The sequence below is a fragment of the Stutzerimonas chloritidismutans genome (assembly GCF_051486945.1).
In the GTDB taxonomy this organism is placed as follows: domain Bacteria; phylum Pseudomonadota; class Gammaproteobacteria; order Pseudomonadales; family Pseudomonadaceae; genus Stutzerimonas; species Stutzerimonas chloritidismutans_B.
This window is the reverse complement of the sequence record NZ_JAHVDX010000004.1, coordinates 69,753-93,818: the sequence shown is the minus strand read 5'-3', so window position 1 is coordinate 93,818 and position 24,066 is coordinate 69,753. Positions and strand designations below refer to the sequence as shown.

The 24,066-nt window shown below is 52.6% G+C and carries 21 protein-coding genes; 16 read left to right on the top strand and 5 right to left on the bottom strand.

Annotated features, from left to right (window positions below):
• Window positions 1–131 precede the first annotated feature (131 nt).
• From KXR72_RS15890 to KXR72_RS15870, 5 genes are all read right to left on the bottom strand, one after another.
• Window positions 132–1,271, bottom strand: a complete 1,140-nt coding sequence (locus KXR72_RS15890) for an acyl-CoA dehydrogenase family protein (RefSeq protein WP_437422073.1) — start codon at window positions 1,269–1,271, stop codon at window positions 132–134.
• 25 nt (window positions 1,272–1,296) lie between these two features.
• The gene (locus KXR72_RS15885) at window positions 1,297–2,568 is read right to left on the bottom strand and encodes an OprD family porin (protein ID WP_437422072.1); all 1,272 of its coding nucleotides are present in this window, start codon (window positions 2,566–2,568) and stop codon (window positions 1,297–1,299) included.
• 59 nt (window positions 2,569–2,627) lie between these two features.
• Entirely contained in the window at window positions 2,628–3,875 is a 1,248-nt protein-coding gene (locus KXR72_RS15880) for an MFS transporter (RefSeq protein WP_437422071.1), read from the bottom strand.
• Window positions 3,876–4,136: 261 nt separating this feature from the next.
• Window positions 4,137–6,773, bottom strand: a complete 2,637-nt coding sequence (locus KXR72_RS15875) for a LuxR C-terminal-related transcriptional regulator (protein ID WP_437422070.1) — start codon at window positions 6,771–6,773, stop codon at window positions 4,137–4,139.
• A 47-nt stretch (window positions 6,774–6,820) separates the two neighbouring features.
• Window positions 6,821–7,435 (bottom strand): TetR/AcrR family transcriptional regulator, encoded by a 615-nt coding sequence (locus KXR72_RS15870; protein ID WP_437422069.1) that lies wholly within the window; start codon window positions 7,433–7,435, stop codon window positions 6,821–6,823.
• A 224-nt stretch (window positions 7,436–7,659) separates the two neighbouring features.
• On the opposite strand from KXR72_RS15870, the gene KXR72_RS15865 reads away from it, so the two are divergent.
• The 16 genes from KXR72_RS15865 (at window position 7,660) to lhpH (ending at window position 24,040) form a co-directional block, all read left to right on the top strand.
• A complete protein-coding gene (locus KXR72_RS15865) occupies window positions 7,660–8,421 on the top strand; it encodes an SDR family NAD(P)-dependent oxidoreductase (RefSeq protein ID WP_437422068.1) in 762 nt (253 codons plus the stop codon).
• The gene (locus KXR72_RS15860; protein WP_437422067.1) at window positions 8,418–9,593 is read left to right on the top strand and encodes an acyl-CoA dehydrogenase family protein; all 1,176 of its coding nucleotides are present in this window, start codon (window positions 8,418–8,420) and stop codon (window positions 9,591–9,593) included. Before KXR72_RS15865 ends, KXR72_RS15860 begins: the two co-directional genes overlap by 4 nt.
• The gene (locus tag KXR72_RS15855) at window positions 9,590–10,654 is read left to right on the top strand and encodes a phosphotransferase (protein WP_437422066.1); all 1,065 of its coding nucleotides are present in this window, start codon (window positions 9,590–9,592) and stop codon (window positions 10,652–10,654) included. Before KXR72_RS15860 ends, KXR72_RS15855 begins: the two co-directional genes overlap by 4 nt.
• Window positions 10,654–11,460 (top strand): enoyl-CoA hydratase/isomerase family protein, encoded by an 807-nt coding sequence (locus KXR72_RS15850; RefSeq protein WP_437422065.1) that lies wholly within the window; start codon window positions 10,654–10,656, stop codon window positions 11,458–11,460. The genes KXR72_RS15855 and KXR72_RS15850 overlap by 1 nt, the downstream gene beginning before the upstream one ends.
• Entirely contained in the window at window positions 11,453–12,613 is a 1,161-nt protein-coding gene (locus KXR72_RS15845; protein WP_437422064.1) for an acetyl-CoA C-acetyltransferase, read from the top strand. Before KXR72_RS15850 ends, KXR72_RS15845 begins: the two co-directional genes overlap by 8 nt.
• Window positions 12,613–13,611, top strand: a complete 999-nt coding sequence (locus KXR72_RS15840; protein WP_437422063.1) for an NAD(P)H-dependent flavin oxidoreductase — start codon at window positions 12,613–12,615, stop codon at window positions 13,609–13,611. Before KXR72_RS15845 ends, KXR72_RS15840 begins: the two co-directional genes overlap by 1 nt.
• Complete coding sequence (locus KXR72_RS15835) at window positions 13,608–14,384, top strand: enoyl-CoA hydratase-related protein (protein WP_437422062.1); 777 nt, start codon at window positions 13,608–13,610, stop codon at window positions 14,382–14,384. Before KXR72_RS15840 ends, KXR72_RS15835 begins: the two co-directional genes overlap by 4 nt.
• A gap of 41 nt (window positions 14,385–14,425) precedes the next feature.
• The gene (locus KXR72_RS15830; RefSeq protein WP_437422061.1) at window positions 14,426–15,982 is read left to right on the top strand and encodes an acyl-CoA synthetase; all 1,557 of its coding nucleotides are present in this window, start codon (window positions 14,426–14,428) and stop codon (window positions 15,980–15,982) included.
• Window positions 15,983–16,254: 272 nt separating this feature from the next.
• On the top strand, window positions 16,255–16,833 hold the full coding sequence (locus KXR72_RS15825) for a TetR/AcrR family transcriptional regulator (RefSeq protein WP_437422060.1): 579 nt from the start codon (window positions 16,255–16,257) through the stop codon (window positions 16,831–16,833).
• A 216-nt stretch (window positions 16,834–17,049) separates the two neighbouring features.
• A complete protein-coding gene (locus KXR72_RS15820; RefSeq protein ID WP_437422059.1) occupies window positions 17,050–17,634 on the top strand; it encodes a TetR/AcrR family transcriptional regulator in 585 nt (194 codons plus the stop codon).
• A complete protein-coding gene (locus KXR72_RS15815; protein WP_437422058.1) occupies window positions 17,631–18,566 on the top strand; it encodes a DMT family transporter in 936 nt (311 codons plus the stop codon). The genes KXR72_RS15820 and KXR72_RS15815 overlap by 4 nt, the downstream gene beginning before the upstream one ends.
• A gap of 1,299 nt (window positions 18,567–19,865) precedes the next feature.
• Window positions 19,866–20,540 (top strand): amino acid ABC transporter permease, encoded by a 675-nt coding sequence (locus KXR72_RS15810; protein ID WP_437422057.1) that lies wholly within the window; start codon window positions 19,866–19,868, stop codon window positions 20,538–20,540.
• A gap of 2 nt (window positions 20,541–20,542) precedes the next feature.
• Window positions 20,543–21,280 (top strand): amino acid ABC transporter permease, encoded by a 738-nt coding sequence (locus KXR72_RS15805; protein ID WP_437422056.1) that lies wholly within the window; start codon window positions 20,543–20,545, stop codon window positions 21,278–21,280.
• A 47-nt stretch (window positions 21,281–21,327) separates the two neighbouring features.
• Window positions 21,328–22,056, top strand: coding sequence for an amino acid ABC transporter ATP-binding protein (locus KXR72_RS15800; RefSeq protein WP_437422501.1), 729 nt, complete (start codon window positions 21,328–21,330; stop codon window positions 22,054–22,056).
• Window positions 22,057–22,072: 16 nt separating this feature from the next.
• Window positions 22,073–23,005 (top strand): bifunctional Delta(1)-pyrroline-2-carboxylate/Delta(1)-piperideine-2-carboxylate reductase, encoded by a 933-nt coding sequence (lhpI, locus tag KXR72_RS15795; protein WP_437422055.1) that lies wholly within the window; start codon window positions 22,073–22,075, stop codon window positions 23,003–23,005.
• A gap of 27 nt (window positions 23,006–23,032) precedes the next feature.
• On the top strand, window positions 23,033–24,040 hold the full coding sequence (gene lhpH / locus KXR72_RS15790) for a trans-3-hydroxy-L-proline dehydratase (RefSeq protein ID WP_437422054.1): 1,008 nt from the start codon (window positions 23,033–23,035) through the stop codon (window positions 24,038–24,040).
• The last annotated feature ends 26 nt before the right edge of the window (window positions 24,041–24,066 follow it).

Sequence of the window (24,066 nt, the reverse complement as noted above, 5' to 3'; positions counted from 1 at the left end):
CGCTACAACACGGATAACCTCTGCCCCAAAATCCTAGCACCATAGCGCAGAATCGGGCGGGCCCTATCCCGGCAAACTCCACGGCTTTAATCCCTAAAGATCGCCCATAGTATCTCCGATTCCGCAGATGATCACCCTAAAACAGATCGAGCTATTATCTCCTTCATTATTTCCGAGCTGCCAGCGAATATCCTCGATACACGTGCATCTAAGAAGCGCTGGCAAATTTCGTATTCTTGCATGTAACCTGCGCCGCCATGAAGTTGTACTCCAACGTCCATGACCCGCGACTCCAATTCGCTAGTAAAGAGCTTTGCCTTAGCAGCAGAAGCAGGGCTGAGCTCACCATCATTGAGGCGAGTTACGCAATCATCTACGTAAACCCGAGCAATCTCGAGTTCTGCCGCTAGGTCGGCTAGGGTAAACCGGGTGTTCTGAAAATCGGCAATCTTCCTGCCAAAAGCCTGCCGCTCGGAAACGTAATCTCTGGTTATATCGAAACCACACTGAGCATTTGCTAGCGAACCGACGGCAGATATTAGGCGTTCTTCAACCAGCGATATTTTCAAATAAGCCAAACCAAGCGATGCGTCGCCGAGAACGTTCGCATTAGGCACTCGAACATCGTGAAAGAATAGCTCGGCGGTATCCTGAGCGTGCAAACCCATTTTTTTTAGCTTGGTTCCACGTTCGAAACCAAGCATGCCACGTTCGACCAAAAATAGACCAATCTCGCGTGAATTAGATGGATTTGTTTTTGCGGCAACAATTACTAGGTCAGCGTTGATCCCATTAGATATATATGTTTTAGCGCCGTTTAGTACCCAATGATCGCTTTGCTCCACTGCGCGAGTTTTCATACCAGCAAGGTCGCTGCCGGCATCTGGTTCTGTCATTGCAATTGCTAAGATGGTTTCACCTGCAGCGCATTTCGGTAGGAACCGCTCTTGCTGGTCTTGACTGCCGAAATAAATAATATAGGGGGCAGCTAATCGACTGTGCAGAGTATGGTAGAAGCCCACTTCCCCAAATCGATAATCTTCTTCAATCATAATTTGCTGATAGCGGAAGTCTTTAAGACCAAGACCTCCGTATATCTCTGGTGCCCAAATTAGAAGAAGACCAAGATCGCCCATTTTTTTGAACATCTCACGAGGCACGATTCCGCTCTGGCGCCACGCAGCCCGGTTTGGTAGTACTTCCTTCTGTAGAAAGGATCGATAATTTTCTCGGAAGAGTTGATGTTCAAATAGTCGGTCTGCGGGGCGCATCAGTGACTCCAGGTCGGTTTGGTGACTACCAAAGCTTCAATGTGTAAAAAATATTCACCCGCAGATCGTTGTTGTCGCGGAAAGTCGCTGCTTGGGTAAAGTTATTTCTATACCAGGCATGACGCACCTTGACGCCCAGTCCTTTAAGTGGGCCGGATTGAACGGCATAGGCAACTTGTACCTGACTCTCACGTTCGTACAAATCGCTACCGCCCATGCGCTGGGGAAGCTCAATGTTATTGCCACGCAAATGCCAGACCATTGCTGTCAAACCAGGGATTCCTTGCGCTGCGAAGTCGTAGTCCCAACGTACCTGCCAGGTTTGTTCTTTCGCGTTTAAGAAATCGGTGGCAATTGCACCTTCAACCGTTGGGGAAGGCTCGCTACCGCTTATGTATGGTTGAGCGGTGTCTCCGTAGAGCCCCATGTAGCCAGTGCTAAACATATGGCCACCTAAGCTGTACCTAAAAACCACTCCGTAATTATCATTGTCGACCTTTCCGCCCCGTGCCGCTCCATCCTCACTTGACCTTACCCAGCGGAAGTCAGTCTTCAAATTTCCAGGGCCAACGGGAGTTTGGTGTACAAGCCAAACATAGTCTTGCTGATAGATGTCATTTAATGTTGCGTGGTAATAGCTCGCGGTAAACTCAGGCGTTACCTTGTATTTAGCACCGGCATAGGACAATGCGCTTGAAGACGCAGTGTTAAATCGGCCGTTTACGCTTGTGACTAATAGCTCATCATAATTTGTTGAGTTGCGGTATCTGATTTTATCCAGATACCCACCCATTAATGATAGATTTTGGATGTCGTCAGATTGAATCGTTGCGCCTTGAAATGTTTGAGGAAGAAGTCGGCCTGGACTCGAATATGCGATAGGCGTATTCAGTACCATACGACCAGCGTTAATCTTGGTTTCTTTATATCGCACTTTGGCGCTGCCGCCTAAGATGCTGAATGCGTCTTCAGAGCGTCCTTCTGAGTTGACTGGTATTAACTGTGTGCCGGCTCGATCGGGAGAAGAGTCCAGCTTTATCCCGTTCATACTGTGTAGGTCGATCCCAAATCCTATAGGCCCTTCTGTATAGCCAGACTTAAAATCAAGCGTAATGCCCTGCGCCCACTCCCTTAATTCGCTTTTGAGCGCGGCGTTCTCGCTGTCTTTGTAGTCTCGATCCATGTAGTAGTTGTGAAGCAGCACAGTGGCCGAGCTGTCAGTAATAAAGTCGCTAGCGGCCTCTGCTCCCATTGATAGAGGTAAGGATAAAAGGGTAATTTTTGTAATGAGTTTCATTATTTGCGCTCTAATGTTATTTTTATTGGATTAGATTTAACTATTCAGACGATAAACGTTTAGTCTTTTTGACTATTCATCATCACGCCAAACGTGTTACGAGCTAGAGCGAAGCCAATAATCGCTAAGGGGCCGATAACGACCGCCATTGTGGCAAGGGCATCAGCAATTGCCGTCTGGCCTTCGAACACGTTGTCAGCTAAGTAGCCGCTCAAGAAAGGGCCCACGGTATAGCCAAACAAGTTGATAACAAGGAGGTTCGTCGCGACGGTTCTTGCTCGTAGTTTTGATGGGCTGATCATCTGCATACTTAGGCATGTAAGTACTGAGATGCTAGGTAGGAACATCATGCAGACAGCGAAAGCAGCTACTAACATCCAGTAGGAGTCAGACAGAAGTCCGGCAACAATACAAACTACGGGCAGCGCAACCGAAACAAGAAGTATGAGAATGATTGCGTCAGCTCTTCCATTTTTTTGTAGTTTGTTTGCAATCCAAGGAAGGCTCAATGTCCCGATGATTGAGGCTGGTAGTCCTATCGTCCCAAATATGTAGCTCGCATGTGAGGCGCTCAGCTCGTGAAGCCTAATAAGAAGAGTTGGGCCCCAGGAGATTATTCCGAGAGTGAGAGAAGAGATTAGGCCTGTACTGATATAAAATGGTATAAAAGTGGCTTGATTCTTTTTAAGGAAAGAGTATAGCGAAGCCGATGACGGCTCGTTTTGATCTGCTAGGTTCGCAGTGACTCGCGGAGGCTCTTTTACCGTAAGCACAAACAGGAGGGCCATAACGAATCCCGGGAGGCTTACTGCTAAGAGTGTAAAACGCCAAGGCTCCATGCCTGGTAACAGCTGCTGACCCCCTGCATATTGATAAACGGCTCCTCCAATAAGGAAGGCTCCGGTTGCCATCAAGTTTCCGCTAGCCATATAAACGCTTGTAGGAGTAGCCCGTTCCTTTCGTGCGAACATATCCCCTATAAGCGACATTGCCGCAGGAGTGAGAACAGCCTCACCGATTGCAACTCCCGCTCGACATATTAACAATGTCGTGAAATCAATCGTGAATGCAGATGCGGCTGTCATTAGCGACCAAACAAAAACTCCAAGGAATACTATTTTGGTGCGGTTTCCCCTATCAATAAGATACGCAATGGGCACGCCTGCTACTGAATATAAGATTGCGAAACCTGCTCCCAAGAGCAAACCCATTTCGGTATTGCTCAATCCTAAAGACTGAGTTACAGGCTGTGCAACTGCGGAAAGAATGAAACGATCCACCATTGAGATGGCATAGAAGATAATCATGCAACCCACGGCGTACCAACGCCAAGAATGCGCTTTGCTAACTGGGTACTCGAGTGATGCGCTGTGTTCGTTCATAATGCACCTCTTGTTATTTTTTTAGGCTCAAAGCATCTGTCTGTTTGAAACAGTGGTCAGTGAGTGAACGGCTCGAGAAACTTAAACGCTCCGGTTACGGGTCAATCAGGTACGCGAGCTTCAGTGAAGGCTACGAGCTGAAACGGAGGAGAGAAATCGTCTTTAAAGACGATTTTTGGTGCTGGTTCAGTGGAGGAGACAAAGCCGGCGCGCAGCGGCTATCGCTTGGGTACGGCTGTTTGTTCCAAGCTTTGTATTGATGTTGCGGAGGTGGGTTCGCACTGTGCTATTTGAGACATGGAGCCTGGCGGCCAAGTCGAGGTTGGAGCAGCCTTCGGTGAGTAGCCTTATCACTTCGATCTCCTTGCGGGTAAGAGCGATACCTGAAAGCGCCGGCGTGACTGTCTCGCCTTTATCATGGCGAAGAGGCCCGTAAAGCTGCAGCAGTTTATTTAGATAGTCAGCGAGATGCGGATCCTGATCATCTCGCGTGTCGTACTCTTGTTTTAGGTGCCACACTGCTTTACCAAGACTCGGGCCTTCGTCCAAGACGGTGCGAACATAGCCCTCTTGGGCGGCAAATTTGAGGCAATCTTCAAGCTCTAGTTTCGCAGCCATAGCATTGTTAGTTCTATGTAGCGCAAGTACTCGGAGAAGCTGCAGCACAAGTGCGCGGTGCAGCCGTGCCGATGAGCGCGCTACCTGTAGATCACGGTTGAGTTCGTGAAGTGCTGCTACGGGGTCGCCAAAATGGATCTCCCACCGGAGCTTGGCAAGGCGAAGGTAGTGGATGTCATGTGCAAGGAGCCTTTGACGGCACTCTCTAGCCCAAATTTCTGGATCTTCAGCACGGAACAGCTCATCTTGAGAGGCAAGTGCATTGCCCTGAATTAAATATATCTTTGCTCGCTCAAGCTGCGCAGCCGCAACCGCCCTAGGGATTTTTCGGCTATGTCCCAGATATTCTAGATCGGTTACTGCTCGCAGTGCGGTTACTAAATCTCGTTCGATAAAGGCTAATCTACATTTCAAAAGGTAGATTAGAATTAGATGGTCTGGGATACCGACTTCGCGAGCTAACGGAAGATAAACATTCAGAAGCCGACGGGTCTGGTGTAGGTCATTAGATTCATAGGTCGTCGCGGTGTAGAGTACGCCCGCCCAAGCGTTGCCATATATGTGCTTCTTACCAATGGAATCGGTAACGTCCAAGGCTAGACGAAAACGCGCGGACGCATGGCGAAGCCGTCCGTGTAGCATATCAATTAAGCCCTCGGTGGTTTCCGAGTACATTTTGTTGAAACTGCTCTCGCCACCATGCAGCCTTCTCGCTGCATCAATCATTCGCTGGGCGTCCCGGGGATTTCCGATTATCAGGATTTGATGTGCAATGGCGTTTAACAAAGTAGCGCTGGCAAAATCATTACCTGTATCCATTTTCTCCAAGGCAGCCATGCCCACATTAAGAGCTTCTTCGCAGCGGTCTTGCATGCCTAGAAGGGTGGGATGCAGTGCAGAACCATGGTTACGCACTTGAACGTCTGAACTGTTTTCCCAGTCGATTGCTTCGAGCTTGAAGGCAGCCTGATGAGCCCCTTGCGTAAAAGCTGTTGCCCAGATCGACAACATATACAAAAGCGGATGTGCTGCTACCAAGAACTGTGGGATGGCAGAAAACCACCGGCTAAGAAGACGTATTCGACCTTGCTGTAACAGTGCTTCTGCATGCTTATTTAGGAGCAGCACGACGCGCTCAAAGTACTGGCCTTCAAGAGCATGTTCGATCGCCAGAACGTATTGTGATTGTTGCTCATGCCATTGTGATGCCGCTGCATGCGCGTCGAAATATTTATCTGGAAATCTGGTTCTTAGTTGGTGGCGTAAATATTCTGCAAACAGGCTATGGAAGCGCCAGATTGCTTCCCTAGGCTCAACCGGAATGATTAAATTTTGGGCGAGAAGATATTGAATCATCTGCTCCGTATCTGTTTCCGAGGTTAGCGCGTTGCAAGCCGGGATATCGAATTTGGTTAAGATGCTGATGTTGAGCAAGAAACTTTGTACCGCTTCAGGCTGATCATCAAAAACAGCATCTGCCAAATATTGGGCGATAGTGTCTGTGGTGCCGGAGAAACGTGCTATGAAATCTTGTGGTTTTCCTTGTTTCATCGCGAGCGAGGCAAGTGATAGCACTGCAGGCCACCCTTCGCTTTTGAAGTGTAGCTGCTGAACGTCATCAGTATTGAGCAGCCCGGCAGCTAAAGTCGGAGCGAACATCTCCTCGGCCTCGCACGGTTCAAAGCGGAGCTCAGATGTACCGATCTCGAGTAGTCGACCTCGTGCTCTTAACGAAGGTAAGCCAAGTGCAGGGATCCTGCGGGTCGCTATAAAGATGTAACAACAGCTCGGTAAATAGCTCGAGACCTCTTGGATTAGTGCTAAAACTGACCGTTCTTTAATGTTCTCGAGCTCATCGAAGAAAAGCGCATAAGGTTGGTCGGTTTGCGTGAGAGCTGTGATCGAGTCTATACCTGTCCGACCCAGTCCTAGCTGTTGCACTATGCCATCTAGGCGATTGAGAAATCGTGAGAGGTCATTATCTGTGGTGCTCGCATCGAGCCAAGCGACTCGAAGACCTTTATCTTCTAATTGACGGAACGCTTGCGTCAGGACAGTTGTTTTGCCAAATCCTGCGGGTGCGCTAAGGATCGTAAGCAACCCGTTAGCTTCGGTGAGTTTAGCGACCAGGTTAGCGCGCTTGAGTTGTACTTTCGCGGCTACATGTCCTTGCGCCTTCGATGCTGACTGGCTGAGCTTCAACATTCAGATAGTTCCTCACCTCGTCACACTGTCATCCCGACGCAATCGATCTACCGAGGGGCAAAGCCGGCCGTTAAAAGGTCGACCATTTGCGCTGCAACTTCCTCCTTGGACTGCCTGCCGCTGGGCGAAAACCATCTTGCTGGCCAGTTGAGCGCACCAGCTAGCGTGAACGCGAGAAGTTTTGAGTCGCAAGGAGCGATTGACCCGTCCGCAATCCCTTCGTCGATGAGTGCCCTCATCGATAAGTCAATCTGCCTTTTTAGGGCTCGGAATTTCTCGCGACCTTCGTCAGAAAGCGCTTCGTCGCCGGTGCGTATAACGCACCGACCAAAGTCGTCCATATTTATTTCGGCGTAACGCTGGAGATAGTTCCTAAGCCGATCAATACCGAGGCCTGGCTGCTGTTTAGCTGAGTCGGCTGCTTCTAGCAGCTGCTCCAGTCCGTGGATTACGCACTGAAGCAAAACCTGCTCTTTGTTTCCCAGGTAGTGATAAATCGTAGGTTTGGAGATGCCAAGGCTAATCGCTACGTCTTCTAGCAAAGTTGCGTGAAACCCACGCTCGTTAAAGATCTGCACTGCCGCACGTAGTACCGCTTGGCGCTTGGCCTCGCGGTCTTTCTGTTTCTGATTCGCTGTCTGGAATGGTGAGATTTCGGTCACGTTAGCCGTCCTATCGGTTTCAGCCTGGCTTCGACGCCTAGCTCACATTTTACGGTATGTCGACGCCCCGTTTTGTTAGTGCCAAAAATCCAGAGCTCGCTCTTGACAACCTATAGATCGGAATCCTAGCCTACTGACGAGTAGGGTGTCTACCCGCCAGTAGGTTTCCTTATTGGGCGGAGCGAGCTCGGTCATTACAGCAACGAAAAAGAGGATTACACGCGATGAGAATCCGCGACGTAGCAGCAGTTGTAACCGGCGGCGCTTCAGGTCTAGGAGGTGCAACGGCCGCCCGTTTAGCCAGTGCGGGTGCAAAGGTCACCATCATTGACCTCAACGAAGAGCTAGGTCGGCAGTACGCTGAAGAAATCGGGGCCTTTTTTGTTAAGGCCGATGTAGCCGACGGGGAGTCGATTGAGCACGCCTTAGAGACTGCGGAAGGGGTTCACGGTAAGGCTCGCATCCTAGTGAATTGCGCAGGTATCGGCCCGCCCGCCAAAGCCATCGATCGTGAAGGTCAAGCGCTGCCGTTGTCTGACTTCGCTCGAATTATCAGTATCAATCTCAATGGCACATTCAACGTTTTGTCCAAGTTCGCAGCCCGCTTGCATGCGATGCCGCAGGAAGCCGAAGAACGGGGCGTGATTGTCAACACTGCAAGTGTCGCTGCTTTCGATGGCCAGATTGGCCAGCCTGCATATGCCGCTTCGAAGGCTGGCATTGTAGGTATGACACTTCCGTTGGCCCGTGAATTTTCACGATACGGAATTCGAGTCATGACGGTCGCGCCGGGCCTCTTTTTGACGCCGTTGCTAGCAACTTTGCCAGAAGAAGCGCAGCGGTCGCTTGGGCAGCAGGTACCGTTCCCCAGCCGCCTGGGACAGCCAGATGAGTTCGCCCAGCTGGTTCAGTCAATTGTCGAAAACCCGATGCTGAACGGCGAAGTGATCCGGTTGGATGGGGCGATCAGGATGGCCGCCCGATGACATATGACGATTTTGAGCTAGCGTCCACGATTGCCGATCGAGTCGAGCGTTTCGTGCGAGACGAAATCATCGCGCATGAGCGAGATGAGCGTCGCGACCATCATGGATGCCCGACAGATGAGCTTGTCCGGGAGCTCCGCCATAAGGCACGGCTTGCCGGGGTTCTCACTCCACATATCCTTCCTGACGGGTCGCATTTGAGCCAGCGTGGAACAGCTTTGGTGCTGGCACGCACTGGGCTTTCTCCGCTCGGCCCTCTCGCCTGCAATACGTGTGCGCCCGACGAGGGCAATATGTACCTGTTGGGCAAAGTCGGAAGTGAACTACAGAGGGAGCGGTTCCTTGCACCTCTGCTAGCAGGAGAGGCTAGATCTGCTTTTTTTATGACTGAACCCGCCGAGGAAGGCGGCGCTGGGTCAGACCCGTCAATGATGCAAACCCGGTGTCGTCGAGAAGGCGATAGCTGGGTTATTAACGGGCGTAAAGCATTTATTACCGGTGCAGACGGCGCTCAAATTGGCATCGTCATGGCGAAAGCGGAAGAGGGAGCATGCATGTTCCTCGTGACGCTTCCCGACCCGGCTATACAAATCGAGCGCATCCCTAGAACGATCGATACGTCGATGCCAGGCGGGCATGCGATCGTCAGCCTGAACGACCTCAAAGTGCCCGCCGAGCAGATGCTTGGCGGGGCCGGTGAGGGCTTCACACTGGCGCAAGTGCGTTTGGCACCCGCTCGTTTATCTCATTGTATGCGCTGGTACGGGGCATGCCTCCGAGCGCACGAAATCGCAACCGACTATGCGAATCGTCGCAGCGCGTTCGGAAAGTTACTTATTGATCATGAGGGTGTTGGATTCAGCCTAGCCGAGAACCTAATCGATCTTAAGCAGGTTGAGTTGATGATCGACTGGTGCGCTGGTGTGCTCGATAGCGGCGGTCAAGGCGGTAGCGAGAGTTCGATGACTAAAGTCGCTGTCAGCGAACTGCTCATGAAGGTTGCTGACAGGTGTGTACAAGTCATGGGCGGCAGCGGACTCACTGAAGATACGATTGTTGAGCAAGTATTCAGAGAGATTCGTGCCTTCCGAATTTATGATGGCCCTACTGAAGTGCACAAGTGGGCGTTGGCTAAGAAGATCAAACGAGACTGGAAGAGGGCGCAAGGATGAGCGTACTCGAACAGACGGCTAACACAGGGACGGGCGACGTCCGGCCAGACATGGGGCTAGATGAGCAAGCGCTGTGCAGATGGATGGAGGCACATATTGAGGGCTTTCATGGCCCCATGAAGGTTCAGCGATTCAAGGGTGGTCAGTCGATACCAACCTACCTGGTCACGACTCGTGGTAGAGAGTACGTACTAAGGAAAAAACCCGCAGGCAAAATACTAAAGGGCGCTCATTCCGTTGAGCGTGAGGCGCGCGTCCAGCGGGCTCTTGGAGGCGCGGGGTTTAGCGTACCTCGCGTCTACGGCCTGTGCATTGATGAGAGTGTTCTTGGCACTCCCTTCTATGTCATGGAGAAGGTAGAGGGGCGTATTTTCTGGGACGCCAAATTTCCCGGGGTTCCGGACGAGACCCGGCCTTTATATTTTGATGCGATGAACGCAACCATAGCTAAGTTGCACCGTATCGATCCAGCAGCGGTGGGATTAGCTGACTATGGGCGTACTGGTAACTACTTCGCTAGGCAGATAAGCCGCTGGAGTCGCCAGTATCTGGACGATGAGGCTGCAGGCCGCGATCCAAATATGGACATGCTGGTCGAGTGGTTGCCCAAACACATACCGCCGGGCGACGAAACTAGCATCGTGCACGGTGACTTCCGTTGCGACAACATGATTTTCCACCCTTCCGAGCCGAAGGTGATAGCGGTCTTAGATTGGGAGTTATCGACCTTAGGACATCCTCTCGCAGACTTCGCAAACCACGCAATGATGTACCAAATGCCGCCAGAGATAGTTGCTGGTGTGGCGGGAGCGGATCTCAAATCCTTGAACATTCCCTCCCAAGCAGAATATGTAAACGCTTATTGCGCGAGAACCGAGCGGGACTCAATCCCATCTTGGGAGTTTTACATAGCTTTTAATTTCTTCCGTATGGCAGCAATTTTCCATGGAATTAAGGGCCGTGTGATCAGAGGCACTGCAGCTTCCGCGCATGCACACGAGCGCGCACAAAGTTTTCCTGTACTCGCCAAGCTCGCACATAGCGCATTGGAGGATTGCTGATGGAAACCTCAGATCCGCCAGTATTACTTAGTGTTCGTGACGGAGTTGCCAGCATCGTTATGAATCGCCCGGAACAGGGCAACGCGATCGACCTGTTGATGGCCAGGGCTTTGTTACATGCCGCAATAGCGTGCGACCAAGACGAGAACGTACGTGCAGTCGTGCTTACGGCCAACGGAAAGCTTTTCTGCGCCGGGGGCGATCTCGGATCTTTTGTTTCTGCTGGAGATGACATCGCCAAGTTTCTAAGCGAGTTAGCCGGAACTTTTCACCTAGCTATTTCCCGGCTCATGAGAATGAAAAAGCCACTAGTTGTATTGGTTAACGGATCTGCTGCGGGTGCTGGCATGAGCCTTTCGCTGATTGGCGACATCGTTTTGGCAGAGCGAGGTGCTTTCTTTACTGCTGCTTATGGAGCAATCGGGATCAGCCCTGATGGTGGGCTGACTTGGATTCTTCCTCGTCTCGTCGGCTTGCGCCGCGCCCAGGAAATACTTCTCCTTAATAAGCGTCTTTCCGCACTGCAAGCGTTTGAGTTCGGGTTGATTACCCGCGTCGTGGAAGAAGGAGCGCTTCAGGCCGAAGGGGAGATGCTTGCCCGTTCACTCACGAGCATGAACGTTTCCGCCCTTGGCAATGTTAGGGAGCTTCTCTTGGCGAGTCAGAGCTCCCAGCTGGAGACACAGCTGGAGCTAGAGGCCCGGAGCATCGCCTCCATAGCAGTACAACCGTATGTTCGGAGCAAAGTCGCTGCCTTCGTTGAGCAGCGCTCCGCTAACAACAATAAGGAGCAACGTAATGGGTGATGCATATATTGTTGCAGCAGTTCGTACGGCCGGAGGACGCCGTAATGGCAAGTTATCCGGCTGGCACCCTGCCGACATGGGGGCAGAGGTATTGAATGCTCTGGTGGATCGATCTGGAATTGATCCTGCAGTAGTAGACGATGTCATCTTTGGTTGTGTTACTCAGGCCGGCGAGCAAGCGTTTGCTTTTGCTCGAAACGTAGTTCTCGCTTCAAAACTACCTGAGTCAGTTCCGGCAGTAACCATCGATCGTCAGTGCGGAAGCTCACAGCAGGCTGTTCAATTTGCAGCCCAAGCCGTGATGTCCGGCGTTCAAGACGTAGTTATTGCGGGAGGTGCGGAAAGCATGAGTCGTGTACCTATGTTTTCCAACACGTCTTTTCATGAAAAAGAAGGCATAGGCATTGGCCCGTTCAGTAAGCGCATCCAAGACAGATTCAAGGTCAGCACGTTTAGCCAGTTCGCCGGCGCGGAAATGCTTGCCGCAAAGTACGGGTACGATCGGCTTACGCTCGATGAGTTTGCGCTGAATAGCCATCAACGTGCCTCGTATGCGACTAACACTGGCGCCTTCTCTAACGAAATCATCGGGCTAGAAACCAACGAAGGCCTACATGTTATTGACGAAGGGATTCGATTCGACGCAACCCTGGAGGCTATTGGCTCCGTAAAGACTCTGCAGGATGGCGGAATCGTAACCGCAGCCAACGCTAGTCAAGTCTGCGACGGTGCGTCGGGCGTACTGGTCGTGAGCGAGCGTGCGCTTAAGCAGTACGGACTTACGCCAATCGCGAGAATTGTAGACATGACTGTCACGGCCGGCGACCCGGTAATCATGTTGGAAGAGCCAATTTTCGCTACGCGTAAGGCCCTAAACAAAGCAGGGATGAATATCGCCGACATCGACTTGTACGAGGTCAATGAAGCGTTCGCACCTGTGCCTTTGGCTTGGCTCGACGCGATCGAAGCCGACCCGGAGCGCTTGAATGTTAATGGTGGGGCCATTGCACTAGGCCATCCCTTGGGTTCGTCAGGTACGAAGCTTATGACGACTCTCATCTACGCCCTAAAAGCTAGAGGGCTGCGATACGGCCTCCAGACGATGTGTGAAGGCGGTGGCGTAAGCAACGTTACGATTTTGGAGGTGCTTTAATGGCCTTCGAGAATCGGGTGACAAGGCTTCTGGGTATCCGCCATCCCATCGTTCAAGGCGGGATGATGTGGGTAGGGCGGGCAGAGTTAGCGAGTGCGGTTTCTAACGCTGGAGGACTTGGGACACTAACAGCTTTGACTCAGCCAACGCCGGATGATCTCAGGCGCGAAATCGATCGTTGCCGCAGCATGACTGACAAACCCTTTGCAGTGAATCTCACGATTCTACCGTCGGTTAGCCCGCCGCCATATGCAGAATACCGAAAGGCAATAATTGAGTCTGGTGTCCGTATCGTAGAGACCGCCGGCAACAAGCCCCACGAGCATGTTGACGACTTTAAAGCACACGGCCTTACGGTTATCCACAAGTGTACTGCCGTGCGCCATGCTGTCTCGGCTGAACGAATGGGCGTCGATGTTATTTCAATCGATGGTTTCGAATGCGCTGGTCATCCTGGGGAAGATGATGTCCCTGGTTTGGTACTCATTCCTGCTACTTACGATCAGGTAAGTATTCCGATCATAGCTAGCGGAGGCATTGGCGATGGTCGCGGATTGGCCGCTGCCTTGGCTCTCGGAGCAGAGGGCGTGAATATGGGTACACGTTTCTGCGCCACGCAGGAAGCGCCCATTCATGACCAAATTAAAAGGTTCATCGTCAATAACGATGAGCGAGCCACTAATCTGATTTTCAGAAAGTTCAAGAATACTGGCCGAGTGGCGAAAAATAGCGTGTCTGAAAAGGTGCTCGCTGTTTCTAACGAGCCAGACTCGGTGTTTGAAGACATACGAAGCTATGTCTCAGGCGCGAAGGGGAAGGAAGCGTTGGAAACTGGGAACATAGATGCAGGATTGATTTGGGCTGGCCAAGTCCAGGGGCTGGTTAGAGATATCCCCTCCTGCGAACAGCTCCTGAATCGTATGGTGTCAGAAGCCGTCGAGATTATTAATCATAGGCTAGTGGGAATGCTAGCAGCCAAAGGGAAATTTGAGCTATGAACTACCAATATATTTCCGTAGAGAAAGAGGCGCGGCTGACAGTAATCACTATTCAGCGTCCTGAAGCACATAACGCTTTGAACTACGATGCGCACATGGAACTCCAAAGTGCATTCAACGAGTTCTCCGAAGATTCAGATCAATGGGTTGCGATTCTTACCGGGAGCGGTGCGAAAGCCTTCTGTGCCGGTCATGATCTGAAACAGCAAGCTACCGATGCTAGCCTAATCACCCCTCCCAGTGGTTTCGGTGGTATCGCGGCACGCTTTGACCTCAATAAACCTGTCATTGCCGCAGTCAACGGTGTTGCTATGGGTGGCGGTTTCGAAATAGCTATGGCCTGTGACATCGTTGTTGCATCAGCAAACGCATCCTTCGCGTTACCTGAAGTAAAAGTTGGTTTGGCTGCGCTGGCTGGTGGGATGCAACGGTTGCCACGCTTAATCGGTTTGAAACGCAGTATGGGAATGCTCCTTACCGGTAGGCGAGTCAGTGCTGAAGAGGGACGCGATCTGGGTTTTGTCAATGACGTGACTGAAGGTGACGTTATGGAGCTAGCGCGTAGTTGGGCTACTGAAATACTTAATTGCAGTCCGCTTTCGGTTAGGGCAACTAAAGAGGCGGTGCTTAAAGGTATGGATATCCCTGTCGAGCAGGCTTTGGTAGATCAATGGGAGTATCCGGGGATGAAGGCAATGTTGAGCTCTAAAGACGCGATAGAAGGCCCGAAGGCTTTTGCTGAAAAACGTTCCCCGAACTGGGTCGGACATTAAGCAAGCCTGCTCCTGAAAACAAAGATAAGAAGGGATCCCCCATGCACCCGATGTCCCACGCGCGCAATTTCCCAGACAAGCCAGCTTGCATCAGAGCTTCGACCAAGCAGGTGCTAACATACGGCGAGTTAGATGCACGAGCAAACCAAGCCGCACATCTATTTCGGAGTATCGGCATTCGTCGAGGGGATACCATTGCAGTAGTCCTTGGCAATGATTTCGATATATTTATCGCCGGATGGGCCGCTCAAAGAGCTGGCATTTATTTTACCGCTGTGTCTACACGAACCTCTGTGAACGATCTTGCTTATGTCCTAGATAACTCTGGAGCAAGGCTTGTTATTGTCGGTGATGAATACGCAGAGGTTGCAGAAGACGCTATTGCCAAACTGCCTACATCCGATATTTACGTCTTAAGCTGTTCGGTCGGACGGAGAACGTTTGCTCAAGCCTGCGCCGGATATCCTTGCACCGTTATTGACGATCCTAGCCCTGGTGCCGATATGCTTTATTCTTCGGGGATGACGGGTAGGCCGAAAGGAGTAAAACCGAATCTGCCGGAGGGGCCGATAGATGCTCCTACCCCTTTAATGAATATGGGGATATCGCTCTATGGGATGAGCGAGTCCAGTGTGTACCTTTCTACTTCACCTTTATACCACGCTGCGCCGTTGCGCTGGGCGATGACCATCCATCGGGTTGGTGGTGTGGTGGTTATAATGGAGAAGTTTGATGCTGAAAATTGCCTGAAGCTAATCGAAGAATATAAGGTTACTCATTCAACTTTCGTCCCGACACACTTCGTTCGCATGCTAAAGCTTCCGGAGGCACAGCGCCTAAGCTATGACTCCAGTTCGTTGAAAGCAGTAATTCATGCTGCTGCGCCATGCCCCGTGCCGGTAAAACGTGCCATGATTGAATGGTGGGGCCCTATAATCTATGAGTTTTATTCTGGCACAGAGTGTTGCGGCATTACCGCGCTCGACTCTGATCAGTGGCTACAGAAGCCCGGCTCCGTCGGCCGTGCCGTGCTAGGTACTATAAAAATAGTAGGTGCTGATGGCGAGGAAGTCCCAGTCGGCATGCAAGGTGATGTTTATTTCGCTGATGGCCCAGCCTTCGAATATCACAACGATCCGGAGAAAACACGACAGGCTTACAATGCTAAAGGTTGGGCTACGTTAGGAGATGTGGGTTGGGTTGACGGGGATGGTTACCTTTATTTAACTGACCGTAAAAGTTTCATGATCATTTCAGGAGGCGTGAATATTTACCCTCAGGAAATCGAAAATGTATTGATCGCCCATCCCGATGTGGAGGATGTGGCGGTAATAGGCGCACCAGACGAAGAAATGGGCGAGCGGGTCGTTGCCATAGTCCAGCCTAAACCGGATGTTTCAGGCGATGACTGTCTCGAAGAAACGCTTCGTCTATATGTAAGGGAAGCGCTTGGTGGAGTCAAATGCCCCCAACAATTCGATTTTAGAGCTGAGTTGCCTCGTGAGCCGACTGGAAAGTTAATGAAAAGGCTACTAAGGGATGAATACCAAAGCTGCAGTAATGCTCGCTCAGCCGCTGAATATAAAGCGCTCGGTTAGAGCGCTTCATAACATCCCTCGTCGCTGCGCTCGTCGCTACTCAGTTTAGAGTGCGGCGAGTGCGTGGTTGCGATCTGGCGATGTCGGGTGGAAAAGGGTATTTCAGCGACTCCCGTGAAATGATCTACCGTGACGTACCCGCGCCATATGATGTTCTTTCACCATGGCCAGTTAGTGCTCCAGGATCCGGCGCCTTCGTAAGAGCCTGGTAGGATGGGCTTGGTTTTTGTCGGCGTGTCAGTCGCACCTTCGCACTGCAATAAGATCTCATTATGTCGAAACTTGAGAGCATAAAATTAAACGCGGTGCGCATGATTGCGAATGCTGGATTCGAGGGCATGTCCCTAAGAGATCTTGCAGCTGAGTGCAATTTGAAACCCGGTTCAATATATTGCCACTACAAATCAAAGCAATCAATTTTGGCAGAGATCGTTGAGGAGTATCTAGAGACATTATTGACTTCTTGGCGAGACTATAAACGTAAGCCAGTGTCGCCATCTAAACGGCTGTTGCTATTCGTTGAGAATTACGTGGCGTTTCAATCGATGCGATCCGATGAGCAGCGAGTTCTGTTATGGGACATGCGGTCGCTACACCCGGGAGAGTACAGGCGTTCTGCGGCGCTCTTGGAAGAATATAGATCTGAGCTTTCAAAGCTATTGGATGCAGGGCAGCGGCAGGGTTCGTTTGCTATTCAAGATGCCTATGTCACATCTCGATTAATTGTCATGGTCATGATGTCTATGTGTGTCTATGCAAAGCAAGAAGCTGTGCCGGATGACACCCTTGTTAAGCTGATTTGGCAGGCTGTTTTGGGCTTGTCTGGCGCAAGGTTAGTGCAAAACAACTAAGCCAAACGCAGCTGCAACGCATGCGGTGCAACCTCTAATGACGTGAGGCGGTCTGCCTACCGCCATCTTGCGTTAAGTGAGCTCCCGTTGTCGGCATTGCTCGAATCGTAGCGTCGCGCTGACACGTGTGCGGGGTCGCCACAGTTCGGTCGAAGCGTTGAATGCTCACTTCGAGGTAGGTAGACTGGGCTACCTACACCGAGAGTGTCAATCGCTATGGCTAAACCAGAAGCTCAGCAAAGCGCCCGCCAGCGCTTGCTTAACGCAGCGTCTGTTCTCTTCTACAACGATGGAATCGCAGGTACAGGCATTGACGCTATCGTAAAAAGGGCGGATGTCGCCAAGAAGAGTCTCTACAACAATTTCGCGTCAAAAGCCGAGCTTGTAGCCGCTTATCTCGAAGCCAGACACAAAGAATGGCTTGGGCTATATGCCGAACGTGTAAGTGAGGCGAAGACTCCTAAGCAGAGAGTCTTAGCAATTTTTCTAGCCTATGAAGATCACGCGGAGCATGCCTATGAGCGTGGATTTCGTGGTTGTGGCCTGTTGAATGCGGCTGCGGAACTCGGGGCTGATGACCCCGGGCGCGAAGTTGTAAGGCAACACAAGGAAGAGGTCGAAGCGCTTCTGGCCAAACACGTCGCTGAATGCAGGGGAGATGATGAGGTGCGCGCTGCCGAAGTGGCAAAGCACTTAGCCTTTCTGCTTGAGGGTGCGATGGTCAGGGCCGGGCTCGAGCGTAGTAGCGAGTGTCTACGCCAAGCTAGATCAATTGCTGCTGCAATGTTGGAGGGCCTGTGAACGTTAGCGTTAGAGAGCGTTTGATCGGAAGTGTGGCGGTGCTAATCGCCGCGATTCTGTGGGGCACCACAGGTACCGCAGCAACCTTTGCTCCCGAAGTGAGTGCGATAGCGATAGGAGCAGTCGCTATGGGGGGAGGTGGGTTGCTGCAAGCATTACTGGCTGCGAAGGGCATTCGCCAATCCCAGGCGCAATTGTTTAGACAATGGCCGTTGCTCTTGTTGGGTGCTGTCGCAGTGGCGATCTATCCGCTTGCATTTTATGCCTCTATGCGACTCGCCGGAGTTGCAATCGGGACAGTCGTATCGATCGGCTCGGCCCCGTTGTTATCTGCACTCATTGAGTATCGTTTGGAGGGACTGAAGCTCACCGCGCGTTGGGTTGCGGGGGCAGCGCTTGGGTTGGCAGGAATGATATTGCTGTGTTTGACCGAGAACGCTGGCCACGTCGCGGGTGGTGGGGATGGGCAGGTGTTTCAGGGTGTTCTGTTGGGGCTTGTAGCTGGGCTGACCTATGCCTTGTACTCTTGGACGGCGCGGCGGCTGATGCAGCACGGCATCGCCTCTCGTGTTTCTATGGGCGCTACCTTTGGCATCGGCGGGCTGTTACTCATGCCTGTACTTTTTGTCACTGGCGCTCCGCTGTTGGCATCTTGGGGCAACGCGGCCGTGGGCTTGTATATGGCTGTCGTTCCAATGCTTTTAGGTTATCTCTGCTTTGGCCATGGCCTGGCTCGAGTGCCAGCCAGCACCGCCACTACCATTACGCTTTTCGAACCTATCGTTGCGGCCGGGTTGGCTATGGTTGTAGTGGGTGAAAAGCTCACGTCTCTAGGGTGGGTTGGGATGGGGCTCGTCGTGGCATGTCTTGTCATCATTACGGCTCCGGTTGACTGGTCTGGATTAAAAAAAGCCGTACCAGCGAGCGATTAGCCACAACCCTAGAGGAGCGCCTTGCCTCATAGAATCCGCGCAGCTTCGACTGAATCGACTTCGCTGCTTTTGCTTCAAAGCACGCATGTCGAAGCTGTGTCGGATAAAGGTTTTTACCCATCGGTCGGGCGTGAAGGTGGTTAGGGTTTCAGCGCTTCTGCTAGCAGAGTGGTAACAACGCTGTCGGCGCTACCCCGGTCGTGGTCGGTAGCGCTATCGGCTTATATACGGTGCGCAGCAAGAATCTGAGCTTCCATCTCAACTCGGCAGTCATCGAACACGTCAAACCAGGACTCGCATGACATCTGCAGGCGCGCAGCAGGCGCATGTCGCCTTAGCCATGGAGTGAGTAGACGCTTCAATTGCCCTGCGACGTAGATCGCTGCGGAGTCTTCGTTTCACGAAACAATCGCCTCGTAGATTAGTCGGTGCTCTGCCACACAGAGCTGGATGCGCTCGGAAACGTAAATGCCGTCTCGGTCATCAGGGCGAGCTGATGGTGGATTTTCTGTCGCTCTCACACGCTCGCCATCTGAGCTAGGCAGTACTCCGCCAGCCCGCTGCGCTTTGCTTGTCGATCAGTCAGGCGCCCAACCGCAGGCTTTATGAGCATTCCCGAGCATCCCCACTTTGATCGTACTGACCAGGCTTTTTAGGGCGCGCCATTGGCCTTGCGCGCTGCCGGCCTGCTGACCCTCAGTCGCACGGCAAGCTCCCTTTTTGGCAGGCAGCCTGCTCCCGGTCTGGAAGACCCCATCGGTGATTCCTGCCGTATCTGATCCGGATCATAAATACGTTTTTGACGCATGAGCTGCCGCCACTTTGGTCTCCTTCCTTTACCAGTTCGAAAAGGTGCGCCTTTGCTCGATCAGAGCAGCTGCGTGGGAAGATAAAATGACCAATTATGGTGCGCTCGCGATAAAAATGAGCTATTCGAGCGCTCAAAAAATCTAAAAGGCTCAAATTGGTCGTTGCGCAACCCATTGGCTGGGCATAGTATCGACCACTAACTGGATCGCTTACCAACCACTCGTGGGGTTCTGGCACGGTTGTGGCTAAGGAGGGCAGAGCGATGAGCCGTGAGTGGTTCAGGCGATAGACCAGTTAAGCCCTTAGGGCAGGCAGGAGAGTAAAGATGAATAAGAAGAAGAAGCTGTACCTCGCGTGGCTCAACCTGATGACGAGCGTTGTTCACGATCCAAGAGAGCGGGGGCGTTATTTGAGCGCTCATTCACCGTCGTCCATTGAGATTCCCACTAACAGCGTCCAGCTTGGGGCGAGCTGCATGGGGGGTCTCGCATGCAGTTCCTAGCTGAGTATGGGCCAGTGCTCTTGGACGGTTTGCTAATCACTGTGGCGCTTTCTATCGCCAGTTGGGTTTTGGCCTTTTCCGTCGGGTTGCTCTTAACCCTGGTTCGAATGACCAAGATTAAAGCGGTCGAGATCGTTGTCCTCGCCTTCGTTGAGTATCAACGCAACGTTCCCCCGCTTGTACACATCTTCCTTTGGTACTTCGGCGTCAGCAGTCTGCTGCCGGTAAACCTCCAGGATTTTGTTAACGAGTACCACGGGGAATTCGTTTTCGCGGTCATTGCTGTCGGCCTTTACTACGGAGCTTATTTCGCGGAGGACATACGAAGCGGGCTGCGCAGTATTCCATCGGGTCAGCAGGAGGCTGCGCGCGCCATCGGCCTCGGCTACGCCGCCACTATGCGTCGGGTGATCTTGCCGCAAGCACTGCGAGTGTCCATTCCACCGCTGCTGAGCAACACGGTGATGCTAGTGAAGACCACGAGCCTCGCGATGGTCATCGGTGTCATGGAACTGACTTATGCGACCAAAGAGATAGCCAGCAAAACATTCCGCATTTTCGAAACCTACAGCATCAGCACCGCGCTGTACGTCTTATTGGCGCTCAGCTTGCTGCTCATTGGCGCTTGGTTTGGTAAGCGTTTTCGCATAAAGGGGCGCTAATCATGTTAGACATCATTCATGACTACTGGCTGCTTTTCTTGGTCGGAACCTACCCGAACGGGCATCTAGGGGGCGTCGCCGCAACGGTGCTGCTGTCGATCATCGGAATCGGTTTCGCGTTCCCTTTATCCATCCTGTTGGCTCTGGCCCAACTGAGCCCGTTCAAGTGGGTGCGGTACCCGGCTACTGCGATTCGATACCTGTTGCGCAGCATTCCGTTAGTGATGTTGATCTTCGGTACCTACTTCATCGTCCCCATCATCCTGGGTCGCCCGGTTGCAGGTTTCACGACGATGGCAGTCACACTCGTGGTGTTCCAGTCCGTGTACCTGGCGGAAATTGTCAGGGCGGGTATCGAATCGCTGCCCAAAGGTCAGGCTGAAGCGGCGGCTGCACTCGGTATGGGTTACTGGACACGCACTTGGAAAATCATTCTTCCCCAGGCGCTCACGAACATGCTGCCAAGCATGGTGGGGCAGTTCGTCACGACGATCAAAGACACCTCGCTTGGGTATGTCATCGGCGTGAACGAACTTACCTACGCCGCCAATCAGGTCAATAGCTCAGTTATCACTCAGCCCTTCAACGTATTCCTAGTGCTCTCGCTGGCCTACTTCATCATTTGCTTCGCTCTGACCCAAGCGGCGCGTCTGCTGGAAGTTCGCCTTGAACGCCGCAACAAACGACCCACCACCCAAGTCTCCTTAAGCGCGCTAAGCGCTCCGGCTGCAGGAAATTAATCATGGCCCAAATAAGAAACAGCGCTGCAGCGCCAGAACCTCACTCGATTATTTCGCTAAACGGCGTTAACAAATGGTACGGCGACCACCATGTGCTAACCGACGTCAACGCTGAGGTCAAGAAGGGTGAGGTGGTCGTTCTGTGTGGCCCGTCTGGCTCAGGCAAATCGACACTTATCCGCACGATGAATCGCTTGGAAGAGATTGGTTCGGGACGGATTTTGGTCAACGGCCAAGACGTCCATGGGACTCAGGTCGACGTCAACAGAATGCGCAGTCACATCGGTTTCGTGTTCCAGCAGTTCAACTTATTCCCACACTTGTCCGTGCTGGAAAACGTTACTTGCGGCCCTCTATGGGTCACCAAGGCGAAGAAAGTAGAAACGCTCGAACTAGCCAAAAGCCTGCTCGAAAAGGTAGGCCTAAGCCACAAGGCAGACTCCTATCCCAATCAGCTATCGGGTGGGCAGCAGCAGCGCGTGGCAATCGCGCGCGCACTCGCGATGCGTCCCCCGGTGATGCTTTTTGACGAGCCGACCAGTGCTCTCGACCCGGAAATGGTCGGCGAGGTGCTTTCAGTAATGAAGGGTCTTGCAGCTGAAGGCATGACCATGGTGTGCGTGACGCATGAGATGAACTTCGCGCGAGAAGTATCGGACGTGGTCTGGTTCATGGATCAGGGGCGCCTGCTTGATATCGCTACGCCCGAGGAATTCTTCACCTCCCCCAAGCATCCACGTGCCCAAAAATTCCTTTCCGATATCTGCGGCCATTGAACTGAGGAGCAAGCAAATGAGTAAAGCACCCACCGCCGACAATAAGATCATCGTCTGCGATCAGGCTAGGACAGCCGAGCTACTGGATTTCAGCAAGATCGTGGACGCAATCGAGAGCGCGGCCATGGAACTGGACGAGGAACGAATCCTGAGCCCTGAGCGAATGGTAGTCCCGCTCGGTGAGGGTGGCGTTCTGCTTAGCATGCCGGCCGCTTCGAAGGACATCGGTATTCACAAACTGGTTAACGTCCAGCCTGGTAATTTGAAGCGTCAACTGCCCACTATCAACGGCACTGTGACGGTGTGTGATGCCGTCACCGGGAAGATCATCTGTCTGCTCGATGGGCCCGAAGTCACTGGCCGTCGCACCGCCGCTGTCACGATGTTGGCGATTCGCACTTTCCTGAAAGCTGCGCCACAGCAGATCTTGCTGTTCGGCACGGGAGCACAGTCGCGGTATCACGTCCAGGCCGTGAACGCGCTCTATCCCAATGCGAAGATCTTCGTACGTGGCCTTGGTCTGCAGATGGCCACCGAATTTTGCGAGCGCAACAGCGCGATTCACCCGCACCTCGAACCGCTGGGCGACGGGGTGCCCGACGTCGATGTCGTCATCACAGTGACAACCAGTACCGAGCCGGTTTACGACGAGCTCGCCAAGCCTGGTCGTCTCGTAATAGGGGTCGGCGCGTTCAAGCCGGAAATGGCGGAGCTAGGGAAAGTAACGCTGGATTCCAGTGTTATCTACGCCGACGAGCCCCACGGTGCGCAGCATGAGGCCGGCGATTTGCTGCGTGCTGGCGTGAATTGGGCAGAGGTTAAGTCGCTGGCTCACGCGCTTAAGAATGGCATTGATACTTCAAAACCTGCTGTTTTTAAGAGCGTCGGTACCGCTGCATGGGATCTGGCGGCATCGCGCGTAGCGCTTGCCGCGTTAAACGCAATGTGACTACAACCGAACGCTAAAGGCACCCTCATGCAAATCTCTCGCTCCATCAACACCGTAGAAGTTCACGCTGGCGGAGAGCCGTTCCGTATTGTGACTTCAGGCCTTCCGCGCATGCCTGGCAAGACCATCGTTGAACGTCGCGCTTGGCTCTTGGATAACGCGGATGACATCAGGCAAGCGCTTATGTTCGAGCCTCGTGGGCATGCCGACATGTATGGTGGTTATCTCACCGAGCCGGTGTCGCCAACCGCAGATTTCGGCATCATCTTCCTGCACAACGAAGGCTACAGCGACCACTGTGGCCACGGCACCATCGCGCTGGCTACGGCAGCGGTGGAGCTCGGATGGGTCAAGCGCACCGAGCCTGAAACCCGCGTAGGCATCGATGCGCCATGTGGATTCATTGAGGCGTTTGTGAAGTGGGATGGCAAACATGCCAACGGTGTCCGCTTCATCAACGTACCGTCCTTCCTCTACAAGCGAGACGTCACTGTCATTACGCCAACATTCGGCGAAGTGACCGGCGACATCGCCTATGGCGGCGCTTTCTACTTTTACACAAGCGGCAAGCCGTACGGCTTTGAAATCCGAGAATCCTCAGTTGAGCAACTTAAGAAATTCGGTGCTGAGGTAAAGCAGGCGGCCAATAAGGCATTCCCAGTGGTACATCCGGACATTCCGGAGATCAATCACATCTACGGCACCATTATCGACGGCGAGCCGCGTTTCGCCGACTCTACCCAGGCCAATTGCTGCGTCTTCGCTGACCGCGAAGTAGACCGATCTCCGACCGGCTCCGGTACTAGCGGACGCGCGGCGCAGCTCTACCTCCGTGGACAGCTCGGCAAGGGTGAAGTGTTGGTCAATGAATCCGTGATCGGCTCAATTTTCACCGCCAAAGTTATCGAAGAAACTCTGGTCGGCGATATTCCGGCTGTCATCCCAGAAGTCTCCGGCACCGCCTATATCGTGGGGTTCTCTAATTGGATCATCGATGAGCGCGACCCACATAAAAATGGGTTCTTGGTTCGCTAACACTGTTTTTAGCTGCGTCTTAAATC